Here is a 16,046-nt window from a genome sequence, read left to right on the forward strand (position 1 = left end):
CTGTATTATAAACATTCGTTACAGGATATAAATAATACGGATTTAATATCCACTGTCTATTATACTTATAAGCTTTTTCAAACTGCTTCCCTGTAAATTTCGGCTCATAAAACTTTTTCATTTGTTTTTGTAAGTCTTCAAACTTTTCTTCTTCCGGCGATTTTACTGCCGCTTGTAAAATATTATTTGCGTGCTGCTCCGCATCCAATATTAATTGCTGAGCACTTGGTAAAGATAAACCTGATAGTGCTTGCTTATCTTCTTCACTTCCCGAAACTTGAGCACTCACCTTACCTGTTAATCCTTTATAGGCGATATTAATATCAGTCGTATCTCCTATTTTTGCATCATCCTTTACTGTCACTTCTCCAAGTTCATTCACGGTAACGAAATCTTTTGAACTTTTGAAAGTAAGTAGGTTCGGTTGAGTTACTTTTTTATAGCGATACGGTTCAATCGGTAATCCTAATGTTTCGTATTGTTTCATTACTTCTACCGGCACAGGTATTGCCAAACGTACTTGCAATTGTTCTTTTTGCTTTTTCATCACAAATGTTTTTTCAGGATCTACTTGTAACTTTGTTGGCTTCACGATATAAACTGGAACTTCTATTTCAGCCATTACTTTTTCGCCTTCTACTAACTCAAATAATAAATTTACTTTCTGGTCCTCTTTTGCGTTCGGTTTCACATGAACTACAAAATTATCTGTATCTTTTCGTTTTGCTTCTACTACACCAGTATTTTTACTTGATACTCGTATTTCCTGATCCTTCGATAATTTATCTACTTTCATTGTTAATTGATCTTCATCAAAGATTCTTTTTACTACTTTTAAATTTGTGTCTTCTCCCTCTTCAAGTAATAAATAATCTTGCGCTGATTGTAAATCATACTTTTCGCAATTGCTTATTTTTTTGAACTCTCCATTCTTATCTATTAACGATTTTTTAATAGAAAAAATATCGGCGTAAAGTACACTCGCCTCTAAACCAGCTTGAATATAATATCCAAGTGACCCTTTTGCACAAATACTTTCAAACGTATTTAAATTACTAGAGTCAACGTCTTTTATTCCCCACGACGCTCTTGCCAGTGCCTCTAATTTCAATCCAGCTTCAAAATTAGTCCCTATTAAAATTATATTAGCAAGTGTTAAACCGCCTTTAATGTCGATACCTGCTTTTCCCTCAATTTTTGCTTCCCCTTTAAATTTAAGGTTAGGGCCTGTTTGATTATGTTCAAATACAATTCCGCCGTTTTTAATTCCCCCCTCAAACGAATCTGTTTGCTTCACATCCACTTCTACGCCTATTGATAAATCTGCTTTAACTACAAGCGAAGCTTCCAACATTATACTTATAGCTGGAGCAGCAGGAAGTGGTACGCGAACCATAAACAAAGATTTTTTAAATGGTTTCAGTGAGAGACCTTTTTTGTCAATAATTTCTTTCCATTCTTCAAATGTTAAAGTTTCGGATTCTTTCTTTTTACAAGCTACTTTCCCTCCGACACAGTGAGAGTAATCAAACGTGTATTTTATGTTATTCTCAACTTCACCTTTAAGAATAAATTTTAATTCATCCAAACTAGTTGCATCTTTAAATAAGATATCAGCATCTACATTTTTAATTTTCATTTTACCTTGTAGTGCAAAACTTAGATCCTCATTAATTCCTAACTCCTTACCTGTTACTTTAACATTCGTGTTCGTACTGAATTCTTTTTTATCAACATCATATTCAGCAAAGGCACGTTGTAAGAAGTGCTCTGGTCTCTGTAAAACATATTGATTTCTTTCTTCCTCTCCATTAATTTTCTGTTGAAAAGGATTTAAAGAAGCTGATTGCTTTTCTTCCAGCGTTACACCTTCTGCTAAATAAACAATCTCTGCATTGTCTCTTGTAACTGACACTTTTTCCTTCACATCTATTTTTTCAATTACTTCTTTAGCCTCTGGTTGCACCGCTTTTACAACCTTCTCCCCATTACTCCCATCAGTTATAGAGATGATTTTAATAACAATCCCAAGTGGATTATTTGGGATTGGTGGCAAAATTAAAATGTTATCATTTTTCAACTCTTTTAATTTTGCTGCTTCCTTTTTGAACGTGAAAGTATCTGTTTGCATTTGTTCTATGTCGTTTTTATATTGTTCTTTCACTTCATATACGTTCTTTTTGTATACGATACTTGCTTTTTCACTGTCTCCTCCATTACCCGTACCGCCACCGGTATCACCATCCCCAGTAGTCGGCTCATCTTTCTTAAAATCAATAACTTTACTAACGACCGCTGTCGACTCCGCTCTCGTTAACGTTTGTTTCGGTTTAAACGTCCCATCTGGATACCCTGAAATAATTTTTGCTTGAATTAATGCAGCTATTAATTTAGGATTTTTCGTAAATTCACCTTTATCTCCAAATTTTATTTCTTCATTTACTTCCTTTAACTTCAACACTTTCGCAATAATGATCGCCATTTCTTCCCTTGGAATTTCTTGCTCTGGTTTGAAGCTATCTCCGTATTCTTTCTTTTCAATAATCCCTTCTTTTATCGCTGTTTCGACGTACTGATTTGACCACTTACTTTTCGGTACATCTTTAAATGTCTCTTGATCTTTTACAATCTTATAGCCTTGTTGCAGCACAATCATAGCTAAAAATTGTTCTCTCGTTAAGCGATCTTCTGGACCAAAGATTCCGTTCCCCTTACCAGATACAATCTTCAACTCTTTTAATCTCTTTATATCTTTATATGCCCAGTAGGAAGGTGGTACATCGTCAAATACATATCCATAATCAAGTAATTTAACGATGACTGCTGTCGACTCCGCTCTCGTTAATGTTTGTTTCGGTTTGAACGTTCCGTCTGGATATCCTGAAATGACTTTTGCATTTACTAATGCAGCTATCAATTTAGGATTTTTCGTAAATTCACCTTTATCTCCAAATTTTATTTCCTCATCTACCTCTTTTAATTTTAAAACCTTTGCGATAATAATCGCCATTTCTTCTCTTGAAATTTCTTGCTCTGGCTTAAAGTTATCTCCGTATTCTTTCTTCTCGATAATTTCTTCTTTTATCGCTGTTTCAACGTACTGATTTGACCACTTACTTTTTGGTACATCTTTAAACGTCTCTTGATCTTTTACAATCTTATAACCTTGCTGTAGCACGACCATCGATAAAAATTGTTCTCTCGTTAAGCGATCTTCTGGACCAAATAGCCCGTCTCCCTTACCAGATACAATCTTTAACTCTTTTAATCTCTTTATATCTTTATATGCCCAATAAGAAGGTGATACATCCTTGAATACAAGCTCATTTGTATTCTCAGCTGCACTATTAAACTGATTTGTTTTTTTATTTACCTCGTTAGCAGCATACGCTATTGCACCATCAAATATCACTGTTATAAATAGTACAAACAGTATACTCAATTGCGCTACTTTTTTAAGCCAATTTTTCATCCCGTATTCCCCTTTTGCATTCAAAATAAAATAAAGATAACCGCATCGAATTATTCATCAATTGTTGAAAGAACAGTTTCTATGTTTATACCGTCTCCAACCTTTTTAATGAATGATTTTCCAATATTTAAATCTCCTGAGATTTTAGGTAACAATAAATAATCAAGCCATACCGTTTCCCCTGATTGAATAGAATTAACAACTCGCTTCAACTCTGTTCCTGGTGTATAAACAAAGTTTTTCTTGTCCGCTTCATTTAACTCTACATGTAAATCATAAATAACGTTTGGCGATTTATTTTCAATTCCTACCTTGACTACATATGGAAGACCTTTATATGCTTTTTTATCTACTTTAATATGCATCTTCACTCCATCTTCCCCGTACACTTCAATTGGCTTAGCTGTTTTAAACTCGGCAGAAAGTGGCTCATCAAACGGGTATAATGTAGATGAGAAATTAGCACCTAAATGATATTCACCTTTTTTATCTCCACGAATATACCACTCAGCTTTCTTAACCTCATTTCCACCTATCGCTCCTAAATGGATTGTTTCACTTTGTTTTTCGGAAATCGGAGCTAAACTTAATCCTTCTGGTAACTTTAGCGATATATTTGTATTTGTTAATTCAAATGGCTCATCCGCAAAACTTTGAATCATCACTTCCACTTTAAAGAACTCTTTCAACCAACTTACTTTTCCTGGAACTACCATATATCCAACTGCAGGAGGAGCTTCTTTTTCTTGGAAACGCTCATTTTGAATAACAACTGGGTACACATTAACCTCACTTGCACCACTACCAATCGACACATTTAAATTACCTTGTATAATCTTCCCTACATTATTAATGATGTAATCAACTTTTTTATCCTCATTATCTATTTTCAAATGCAGTTCAAACTTATACACATGGCGATTATCCGGATGATTGACATCAATACCTGCCTTCTCTATTTCCTCTTTTGACATTTGTGTTACGTTCATCTTCCCATCAAATAACTGTGAAGGTTCTAGTATGACTTTCTGCTTCGTCCGCTCATCATTCTTTACAACTACGTCTACAGAAACGGGTTTATATCCTTTCTTATAAACGTATACTTTATAAGCACCTTCTTGTGGTTTTAACGATAAAGTACCATTACTACCTGTTATTAACTTTTGTTTATTTTCTTTCGAATCTTCTAACACAACATTAACACTATCCATTCCGCGTCCATTTCCATCTTGTACTTCTAGTAATAAACCAGTCTCTTTCTCTGTTACTTCAACAGGAATATTCAAACTTTGTTTATCTTTCGTTATCGTAACAGTTGCAGTTCCTTTTTTATCTTGAGCTATCAACTTCCCAGAAGCGTCTACTTCTACAACAGATGAATTAGAAGATTTAAAATTCACACTTTTCGCAACATCTTTCAGCGAACCATCTTCATATAAACCTGTAACTTTTAGTTCATATACTTCTTTCGTTTTTAATGCAATTTTCTTCGTACCAACTTGTAATGCAACGAGTGGATTCTCTACTTTTACTTTCACTTCCTTTTTTATATCTCTTACAGATACTGTAATAATAGATTCTCCTTCTTTTTGAGCTACAATATTTCCAAACTTATCAACTTTCACGTTATCATTGTTACTAGAAAATGTTGCTTCATTATTAATTGATGAACGGTAATCCTCTTCGTAAACTCCTGTTACTTGCAACTTTTTCGTACCGTTAATAGGCAACGTTATATTTGATGCTTCAAATTCAATGTCTTTCAGGCCATTTTCAACATATATCGGTACACGCATCTCACGCCCTTTATAATTAACAACAAGTGTCGCTTGTCCCTGTTTAAGGCCTCTAATCTCTCCATTCCCTGCAATTTCAGCTATGTTTCCATCATTTATCCAAAAGTCTGTTTGATCTGTGACATCTTTTTCACCATCATTATATTTTGCTTTTACTACAATTTTATCTTTAGTGCCTTCCTTTAATGTAAATTGATTTTTGTTTACAACAACTTCTTTTTCTTTTTCTTTCACCTCAACCAATACTTCAGTAGTGTAGTCTTTATAGGTGATTTTCAAAGTCGATTGACCTTCTTTTTTTCCCAATAGGTATGCGTTATCTTTGCCCAATTCTAAAACTTCAGGATTTGTTGAAACCATTTGGATACTTTTGTGATCCAGTGTTGTCCACGATCCATTATCATACTGTGCTTGAACCCAATAATCAGTTTGTTCTCCTACCGATAGGTAACTATAATTAGAGTGATAGAAATTTAATTTAACAACTTTCCGGTTCGATTCTTTAACATTTATATTCAAGACCTTCTTAATGCCAGCATATTCTACAGTAACAGCTGCATTCCCAACACCTACCGCTTCCAAAGTTCTGTTGTCTCTTATTTTTACCACATCTTCATTAGAACTAATCATTTGTACTCCATAATATACTTCTTCTTTTTCGTTTCCCTCATAAACACTTTTAACCCTGACTGTAGTTTGCTCACCTTCAATCAAAGATGTATTCCCAGCTACCACTTCAATATCCTTTAAAGCTTTTTCAACTGATATATGAGACCATCCAGGTGTATTACCGTAAGTAGCTTTCATATCTATTGCTCCATATTGTTTACCGATTAATTTATTTTTGGTATTCAACTGTACTATATCAGGTTTACTAAATTCTAACTCTACATTCTCAGTTACGTCTATTTCCTTACCATCCCTATAGTGTGCCATTACTTTAAATTGTTGTTCTTCTCCCAGTGCTAGCTTCATAGGTGTAGGCTGAATTGTTATACCTCTTAAAAATAAATTATAATTAGCTGATTCCGATATTTGAGCATTTTCTGACGGTGAATATAATGATATTTGCAAATCACGTTCTTCTTTATTCACTTCCATTTCAATGCTCTTTTCCGATTCGTTTTTCTCAAATATCAACTTTCCTTGTTGTTTTATTTGCTCTGCACTGTTCATCATCTTAGGCAAAACTAATTTCCAATTTACACTGGCTTGATTTGATAAATTATTTGTTCTTTTAAAAGTCGCTACTATTTTCGCTTTCTCTGCATTTATATCTTGTGTTGAAAAACTCTTAATTTGTATTTCACTATCCTTTTCTACTTCATCTTCAAATTTAATATTGTGAATAAGCAAATTTGAATCTACACCATTATCACTACCATCAGCGATTACCATCTTCACTTTATTCCATTGATTTACTTTCAAGGAAGTTTTCGCTTCTAATACCTTGCTCATTCCATCCATTTCAGTGTTTTTAAAACCACTTGTATTTGAAATGTAGTGACTGCTATTCCACTTATTAATAGTTACAGTAGATGGAGCCCATGGACGATTCGGTACCAAAGCAATATTTTTCCCATCAACAAACAATCCAACAATATCCTCATAATGCTCAAACTCCTCATACTCCTCTGAAGTAAGCACATACTGCACATTCATTTTTTCTTTCGCTGGCTTAAACTCAAATTCCAAAACACTCGCATCAAATGTCTTCAATCCATTACCTTTCAATTCTTCTACATCACTATCCCCTGGTTGATTATTAATCTGTGTATAACTTTTATACTTATTAGGTCCTATAATACCTTTCGCATTACCTGTACTTAATATAACTCCGCCTTCCATCCCAAAAATATTTTGCTTCGCTTGGAATGTGCCAGCTGCTTGATTCGCTCCTTTATATTTCACATTTCGAATTTCCACACCATCACCAACGAGTTTTTTCGCTAGCTGTTCTGCTTTCACATTATCATCTAATGTAGATACTGAAATGTCCGGATTATTACTCTTACCAGCCTCTTGTATGCTTTTGATTTCAAATTTTCTGTTTTCTTTAATTGTTTCTTCCCCATTTGCTTTTACATAAAAACCTGGTAACTGTAAACATAAAATAGCAACTATACAAATTGTTAACACGCTTTTAAACTGCTTATATTTTCCTCCCAACTACTTATCCCCTTTCCTTTTCTTCAAATACAAACGTTTCCGTTATTAACTCCTTTCTTTTCATTTTATTGGAAACTCATAAATATATTAATCTATTCCTATTATCAAATTCAATAGCATTTTTCACAAATTGTTCATTTATTCCAAAAATACTTTTCGACACAAAATAAACCAAATCTATGTCAGATTTGGTTTATCAATGTTTATACCCTATATCGTATTTTTTCACTCTATCTCCATCAACCGTTTCGCCTCAAAATACAACACTTGAATAAACTTTTTCGTATTAATTCGCGTATGTCCAGAAGTTGCTACTTCTTCCTTTGTCATTTCTGTCATTCGTTTTCTAACTACAGTGAAATCAAAAAACTTTGGAGCATAGCTTTCAAATTTCGGATTTGAAAAGTCTGTTAATCCAAGGGAAGCTAAGTGATTTAACGATTGATAAATCGCTCTACGTACTCTTTGTTCAGATGCTTTTCTCTCCTTATCTATATGTGTATTTGAAGCTATATTCTCTAATTTCCTTATAGTTATATGGTGAAAAATATCTTTTAACGCAGGAAATCCAAATTCAAATGTTTGTGCTTTTTCTTGTCCATATAAATATTCCAGCATACTAAGTAAATCTTTACTTCCATTCTCTCCCGCTATACCGAGTTCTGATAATAAATAGCGCCCTGAATCTGCTATTCTTTTTCCTTCTTGCATTGGCTCATTTCGAACTTGCGGCTGTTCCCACTTGAAAACGTTATTCAATGATTTTTGAATATCATGTATAGAGCGCTCTAAACGAATACGTTCCATTACTTTACGTACAACAGATATAACCTCAATTTTATTCAATGGTTTTGTAATATAATATTCAACACCAAGTGTATACGCCTCACCAATAAGCTGTTTCGATTCAACTTGAGAGATCATAATGATTTTCCCTGAAAAAGAGGATGCAATATGGCGAACTGTTTCAATCCCATCTCGCATGGGCATTAATAAATCAATAAATAAAATATCTACTTTTTTAAAATTTAGTTGATCTGCTTCAATAAAAGCTCCGTCTTCCGATTCTCCAATTACTTCCCCAAGATCGCCATCTTCAATGATTTGTGAAAGCATGGATCGGAAAACTTCATCATCATCTACGATATAATAAAACAACTTTATTCCCCTTCCTGCTTTAAACTGCACTCCGGTAAACAAACGACAAACTTACACCCTTCACCAGTTTCCAGGTCTTCCAATCTTACTTCTCCTCCGAGCTCTGTTACCATTTCGTTTATGTAAGAAAGTCCAATTCCTGTTGATGGTGTTCCCGTTTGATCATACTTTGAAGTAAATCCTGGCTTAAATACTAGTTTTTTATATTTTTGCGCAATACCAGGCCCATCGTCAATTACTTCAAAAAATATACGTTTATCAAGTTTATATAACTTAATAATGATAGCACCACTACCCTCAATTGCTTCAACTGCATTGGCAACTAAGTTATTAAAAATTGATAAGACTGTATACACATGATATTCTGCATGCTCACCTTCAATATGTTTAGAAAAACGTATTTCTTTTTCCAACATTTCAGCGTACTTCTCATTTATTCTCACAATCATTTCCGCAAGCTCATGTCCTTCTACATACTCAGCTACATTTTTATCTAATAACAGTTTAGATAATCCCGCAAAAATCCTTTGATTATCCTTTTTTATTTCGTGCACTTCTCCCGCTATTTTCAATGCTGTTTTACTACTTGAATCATCGTTCGCTTGTAAATTCCGATATAATTGATACGCTTCTTGTGTAATTAACTCCGCATTTTGTAACGTTTTTTTCAAATGAACAGATTCCACATATAAGTTAGAAAGATGCATCAACATATTTTCATTTTCTTTTCGAACTTGTGATTCTTTTAATTTCGTTTCATACAAATTCATCATATTTAAAAAACCAAGCGCAAAGAAACTACGGAAAATAGCAATAATGATTAGCTTATTCACTTCAGAAATTGTTATCGTTGTACCAAGTACTACCATATGATAAATTGCAAGTTCTGACATACTTGCAATAATTTCAATTGTAATCCCAAGGTAGCCAATTATAATTGGCTTCTGATGGAACTTATTCACCCTACAAAGCGAAAAAAGACTTCCATAAATAAAATAATAAAAGAACACAGGATAGCGCAAATAAAATGATTCTGTCATATAAAAAGACCCTTGCAACACCCAGTCAAGACATACACGGAATAAGACTACAGATATACCAACAAGAATACCTGCAACCGCCGCTGGTACTCTTCTTAAAAATAATAATAAAAAGAAGAAAAGCGGTGTCCCGAAGCTAACACGAAACGTATCGTTGAAAGGATGAAAATTTAGCTCTCCAGCAATTGGGACAACAATCATTAAAATAATTAAAAGAGATATATCTTTCTTCCATAATTGATTCCAATTCAAAGATGCCACTTCCTATGTATTTTTTCAAAAATGTAAACGGAAAGCCCGCTTATTATAATAAACGGGCTTTTTTTCTATATTCTAACCTTTTCTACCGCTTTTATTTGACGATACTCAGGCTTCCATATTGATTCTTTCACTGCAATTTTGATATCGTTATCACTTAAGTTCTCTCTAGCAACACCTTCTGCAACTGCAACTTTCGCTACTTCAATTGCAACCATTTCAGAGATATTACGTAACTCTTCCACTTCTGGTAAGATAGGTGCACCCAGCTGACTTGTATCTACCATACTTGCAACCGCTTCTGCTGCTGCCGCAAACATACCGTCTGTCATTACGCTTGCACGCACAACAATTGTACCAAGACCTAGCCCTGGGAAAATAAGTGCGTTATTTGATTGCCCGATAACATACGTTACACCATTGTATGTAACTGGATCAAACGGACTTCCTGTTGCAACTAACGCTCTTCCTTCTGTCCACTCGATTAAATCTACTGGTTTCGCTTCAGCAAGTGGCGTTGGATTCGACATTGGTAAAATAATTGGTCTTTCTACATGAGAAGCCATTTCTTTAATAATCTCTTCTTTGAATGCACCAGCAACAGTTGATGTACCGATTAAAATTGTCGGTTTTACATGTTTCACAACTTCAGCAAGTCCGATAGCATCACTTTGTTTCCAATCCTTCACTTCAGCTTCTTTTCTTGCATATGGAACTTGGAAATCAAGAAGATCTTCCATATCATCTGTAATTAACCCGTTACGGTCAATACACCAGAAACGCTCATGTGCTTCTTGCTCTGATAATCCTACGCGAACCAGCGCATCTCTCACTTGATCTGCGATACCGATTCCAGCTGTACCCGCACCAAACACAACTACTCGGTGTTCATTTAAAGGTACACCAGAAGCTTTCACTGCCGATAATACTGCAGCAAGTGAAACTGCACCTGTACCTTGAATGTCATCATTAAACGTACATACATCATGACGGTATTTGTCTAAAATTTTTCGTGCATTACGAGAACTGAAATCCTCCCAATGTAAAAGTGCTTTCGGGAACTTATTGCCTACAGCTTGTACAAATGTATCAATAAATTCATCGTAATCTTCACCAGTTACACGTGGATGGCGATTTCCAATATAAAACGGATTGTTTAATAGATCCTCACGGTTTGTACCTACATCTAAAATTACAGGTAGCACGCGACTAGGATCGATTCCAACTGCGGCCGTATAAACAGCTAGCTTTCCAATCGCAATGTTAATACCACCAACACCCCAGTCACCAATTCCTAATATGCCTTCTCCATCTGTTACAACGACTAAGTCAATATTTTCAGCTGTTGCACCGATATTTGAGAACGCTTCTTCAATACCCGAAGGATCGTTAACTGATAAATAAACACCGCGTGGTTTACGATATTCATGGCTATATCTTTGAATTGCTACACCAACAGTAGGTGTATATACGATTGGTAACATTTCACGTAAATGCTCTGTTAAAATACGATAAAATAATACTTCATTTCGATCATGTAACGCTGTTAAGTATACATTCTTTAATAAATCATCCGGCTGAGAACAAAATTGCTCATACGCTCTACGAGCTTGTTCATCTAGCGTTAAAACTGCTGGCGGTAATAACCCTTTTAAACCTAATTCTTCTCTTTCTTCTTGCGTGAAAGCTACCCCTTTATTTAAAAGTGGTGTTGATAATACTTCTACTCCTCTTAATGTCGTTTCTAACGAACCATTAGAAGCCACTGTAAACTTACTCATAACATCCCTACCTCTATTCATATATAACATTTCTATATTGTAAACAAAAAAGAGGGGATTGTCCCCCTCTTCTTTTAATTTTTCTTTAAAAGAGTTGCTCCTGCAATCCCTGGGTGTGTCATTTCGAATGGATCTAGAATTAACTCTAATTCTGCTTGTGACAATACACCATTTTTCACACATAATTCTCGAACGGATTGCCCTGTCGCAATTGCTTCTTTCGCAACGCGAGCTGCTGCTTCATAACCGATATGAGGGTTCACGGCTGTAATAATTCCTACACTCTTCTCAACGTACTCTTTTAAGCGATCTTCATTCGCTTCAATTCCTTTTAAGCAATTATCTGTAAAGGCACGGAAACCGTTATTCATAATGCTAATAGATTGAAGTAAGTTGAAAACAAGTACTGGTTCCATAACATTTAATTCTAATTGTCCTGCTTCTGAAGCAAGGCAAATTGTATGGTCGTTACCAATTACTTGGAACGCAATTTGATTAATTACTTCTGGCATAACAGGGTTTACTTTCCCTGGCATAATAGATGAACCTGGTTGACGAGCTGGTAGCATAATTTCCGCTAATCCAACGCGTGGACCTGATGCCATTAGACGAAGGTCGTTCGCAATTTTAGACATGTTCATCATACATACTTTAAGTGCTGCAGATACTTCAGTGTACGCATCCGTATTTTGAGTTGCATCTACTAAATCTTCTGCACCAACAAGTGGTAGTTCGCTAATTGTAGCTAAATGTTTTACAACTGCTTCAATATATTCTGGATCCGCATTTAAGCCTGTACCAACTGCAGTTGCTCCCATATTTACTTCATATAGATGTTGGCGTGATTGCTTGATACGTTTCATATCACGTTCAAGTACGCGAGAATATGCTTTAAATTCTTGTCCAAGACGAATTGGCACAGCATCTTGTAAATGTGTACGACCCATTTTAATAACATGATCGAACTGTTCTGCTTTTAATTCAAATACATCATGCATATAACCCATCGTTTGTAATAAGCCTTCTAATGCATTTAATGTTGCAATATGAATCGCTGTTGGGAATGCATCGTTTGTTGATTGCGCCATATTTACATGACTGTTCGGACTAATATAATCATAGTCTCCCTTTTCCATTCCTAATAATTCAAGGGCACGATTGGCAATGACTTCATTTGCGTTCATATTCATTGAAGTTCCTGCACCGCCTTGAATTGGATCAACGATGAAATGATTATGCCATTTCCCCTCAAGGATTTCTTGTGATGCTTCTGCGATAGCACCACCCTTTTTCAATTCCAATCTTCCTACATCTGCATTAGCAAGTGCTGCCGCTTTTTTTACAATTGCTAACGCTTTAATTAAACCTTCATGGACTTTGTATCCTGTAATTGGGAAATTCTCTACTGCACGCATTGTTTGTACACCGTAGTACGCATAATTTGGCACTTCTTTTTCACCTAAAAAATCTTTTTCAATTCGTACTCCATTTTTAACTTCAGTTAATGTTGCCATGACTTTTCACTCCTTAACGATTTCTTATGCTGCTTTTGTTTGTTTGACTGTTTCTACATATTGTTTTGCTTTCTCATCATCGAATTCGCCTTCCCACTTCGACATAACAATGGCAGCTAATGCATTTCCTAATACATTGACAGCTGAGCGAATCATATCTAAAATACGATCAATTCCCGCAATTAATGCGATGCCTTCTAGCGGTAAGCCCATTGATCCTAACGTTGCTAATACAACAACAAATGATGCCCCCGGAACTCCCGCCATACCTTTGGATGTTAACATGAGAACGAATAATAACGTTATTTGCTCTGTCAGTGACATGTGTATACCGTACATTTGTGCAACAAACAATGCCGCTAACGCTTGATAAATAGCTGACCCAGTCAAGTTAAATGTATAACCTGTCGGAATTACGAAAGAAGCAACTGCCTTTGGACAACCGAACTCTTCCATCTTTCTCATTATATTAGGTAAAACAGCTTCTGAACTTGCTGTCGTAAATGAAAGAATAAGTTCTTCTTTTAAAATTTTCATTAATGTAAAAATGTTTACTCCTACCATTCGTGCATTAATACCTAATACAATCACAACGAATAGTATAACAGTTACGTATACAGCTAGCACTAGTTTTCCTAAAGGAAGTAGTGTGGACACACCAAATTTTGCAACCGTAACCGCAATTAATGCGAATACACCAAATGGTGCAAATTTCATAACTTGATTTGTAACCCAAAACATCGCTTCGAGTACACCTTCAAAAAAGTTAAAAACAGGCTTTCCTTTTTCTCCAATTGCCGCAACTCCTAAACCGAATAGTACTGAGAAGAATATAATCGGTAATAAGTCACCTTGTGTAATAGACTCAAATATATTTTTCGGTACAATATGAACAATCGTTTCAGCAAAACCTTTCTTCTCTGTAGCATCTGCTGTTTGTTTATAAGAAGAAATATCACTTTGCTGTAAATTATTCATATCAACGCCAGTACCTGGTTGGAATATATTCGCTGCAAGTAATCCCATTAAAATAGCAATCGTCGTAATGATCTCGAAATAAAGAATTGTCTTACCGCCCAGTTTCCCAAGCTTTTTCATATCTCCTACACCAGCTACCGCAACAATTAATGCTGAAATAACAATCGGTACTACAATCATCTTAATTAAGTGAATAAATATATCCCCAACTGGTGTGATATAAGAAATCGCCGTTTTATTGCCATAAAAGATTGCCCCTACTACAATCCCTAAAACAAGTGCGACAAAAATTTGTGTTGCCAATCCGAATTTTTTCATTTATGTTCATCCCCTTTATGCGAACGCTTTCATTTAGTATTTATAAAAGCTTACTCACACATCATATAGGCGAACCTACAAAATCATACAAAAACCTACAAGTTTGTCACAAAAAATTCAAATTTTTTTCTTATAATATTCATTGACACTTTTTATAAAAAAGAAATAAAATAACCTTGATAAAACATCAGATTATTTCGTATAATCTAAAAGATATACGTATTCAAAATAAATGGAGATGAAAAGGAGTGGATGTTATGAAAAATCACGTGAAGAAGTTCATCATATCTATTTCTTTTCTATTTCATTTTCTTACGAAGGAACAAAGGCATTCGCCTTTGTTCCTTTTTTATTGCAATCTATATAGGGGGAATTGTTATGAAGCCATATAAACGTGTCTTAATTAAATTAAGCGGCGGAGCACTTGCCGATCAATCGGGAAATAGCTTTAACTCCAAACGATTAGAACATATTGCAAATGAAATTTTATCGATTGTTGATTTAGGTATCGAGGTCTCCATCGTCATTGGCGGCGGTAACATTTTTAGAGGCCATCTAGCTGAGGAATGGGGAATTGACCGTGTAGAAGCTGATAATATTGGTACTTTAGGTACAATAATTAACAGCTTAATGCTACGCGGCGTTTTAACAAGTAAAACAAAGAAAGAAGTACGCGTTATGACATCCATCCCATTTAATGCAGTAGCCGAACCTTATATTCGCCTCAGAGCAGTACATCATTTAGATAACGGTTATGTTGTCATATTCGGTGGTGGTAACGGGCAACCATTCGTTACAACAGATTATCCAAGTGTACAGAGAGCAATTGAAATGAATAGTGACGCCATTTTAGTCGCAAAACAAGGGGTAGATGGTGTCTTTACCAGTGATCCAAAATATGATAAATCAGCGAAAATGTATAAAAAACTGAACTATAACGATGTTGTTAGGCAAAACATACAAGTAATGGATCAAGCGGCTTTATTACTTGCTCGGGACTACAATTTGCCGGCACATGTATTTAACTTTGATGAGCCTGGAGTAATGAAGAAAATATGTTTAGGAGAACATGTAGGGACATTGATTAATGATGATGCTTCGATGCTTGTGCATGAATAATAATTATTTTCAACACAAAGGGAGCTTTTACAGATCATCTTCTTTAGTGAAGTGCTTTAAGTGACCATAATGTTGATAGAACAAACTTAAATAAAGTGAAACTTTAATCAGTGGAGGTTTTGTCCATCCCCACTGATTATTAGCCTTCTCCAATCGGGCTTTTACGAGCATTTGCCACCTAACTTCTTTACTTTAGCCGAATTTTGAGGTGGGAATCTTACCGCTCGTTAATACAGGATAAATAGTCCCCTACTTTGTATAACAAGGGGACTTAAGTTTTTATCGTAAACTTATCAGGGCCATTTATAATTTTAGAATTTCTTTATGAGAGCTCTTCTGAATCCCACACTTCAATAAATTCAAAACCTTTTAAATCACTCTCTAAAACTGCATTCTTGAATTGATCTGATACTAAAACATAGTTAGGGTGCACCTTCCCATTT

General features: G+C 35.1%; 8 protein-coding genes and 1 pseudogene. 1 reads left to right on the forward strand and 8 read right to left on the reverse strand.

The genetic code is table 11. The features are described 5' to 3' along the window. The 7 genes from AB3X48_RS09335 to AB3X48_RS09365 all read right to left on the reverse strand — a co-directional run. Positions 1-3,472 (reverse strand): S-layer homology domain-containing protein (locus AB3X48_RS09335; RefSeq protein WP_367959349.1); only part of this gene is annotated, 3,472 nt, incomplete at its 3' end. Between the two features lie 50 nt (positions 3,473-3,522). Next, the gene (locus AB3X48_RS09340; RefSeq protein WP_367959351.1) at positions 3,523-7,437 is read right to left on the reverse strand and encodes a choice-of-anchor L domain-containing protein; all 3,915 of its coding nucleotides are present in this window, start codon (positions 7,435-7,437) and stop codon (positions 3,523-3,525) included. A gap of 225 nt (positions 7,438-7,662) precedes the next feature. Beyond that, on the reverse strand, positions 7,663-8,595 hold the full coding sequence (locus tag AB3X48_RS09345; protein WP_016104474.1) for a response regulator: 933 nt from the start codon (positions 8,593-8,595) through the stop codon (positions 7,663-7,665). A gap of 2 nt (positions 8,596-8,597) precedes the next feature. Then, positions 8,598-9,896, reverse strand: coding sequence for a sensor histidine kinase (locus AB3X48_RS09350; RefSeq protein ID WP_080025017.1), 1,299 nt, complete (start codon positions 9,894-9,896; stop codon positions 8,598-8,600). Positions 9,897-9,961: 65 nt separating this feature from the next. After that, the gene (gene malS / locus AB3X48_RS09355; protein ID WP_016104473.1) at positions 9,962-11,674 is read right to left on the reverse strand and encodes an oxaloacetate-decarboxylating malate dehydrogenase; all 1,713 of its coding nucleotides are present in this window, start codon (positions 11,672-11,674) and stop codon (positions 9,962-9,964) included. 74 nt (positions 11,675-11,748) lie between these two features. Continuing rightward, the gene (gene aspA, locus AB3X48_RS09360; RefSeq protein WP_002158404.1) at positions 11,749-13,188 is read right to left on the reverse strand and encodes an aspartate ammonia-lyase; all 1,440 of its coding nucleotides are present in this window, start codon (positions 13,186-13,188) and stop codon (positions 11,749-11,751) included. Positions 13,189-13,212: 24 nt separating this feature from the next. Continuing rightward, complete coding sequence (locus tag AB3X48_RS09365) at positions 13,213-14,484, reverse strand: cation:dicarboxylate symporter family transporter (RefSeq protein WP_002158405.1); 1,272 nt, start codon at positions 14,482-14,484, stop codon at positions 13,213-13,215. A gap of 378 nt (positions 14,485-14,862) precedes the next feature. On the opposite strand from AB3X48_RS09365, the gene pyrH reads away from it, so the two are divergent. Then, complete coding sequence (gene pyrH / locus AB3X48_RS09370) at positions 14,863-15,603, forward strand: UMP kinase (protein WP_002158406.1); 741 nt, start codon at positions 14,863-14,865, stop codon at positions 15,601-15,603. Positions 15,604-15,925: 322 nt separating this feature from the next. Here pyrH and AB3X48_RS22065 read toward each other — a convergent pair. Further along, positions 15,926-16,046, reverse strand: a pseudogene (locus AB3X48_RS22065) (imm11 family protein); the annotation flags it as partial.

Source organism: Bacillus sp. S4, from assembly GCF_040838205.1.
Taxonomy (GTDB): Bacteria; Bacillota; Bacilli; order Bacillales; family Bacillaceae_G; genus Bacillus_A; species Bacillus_A cereus_U.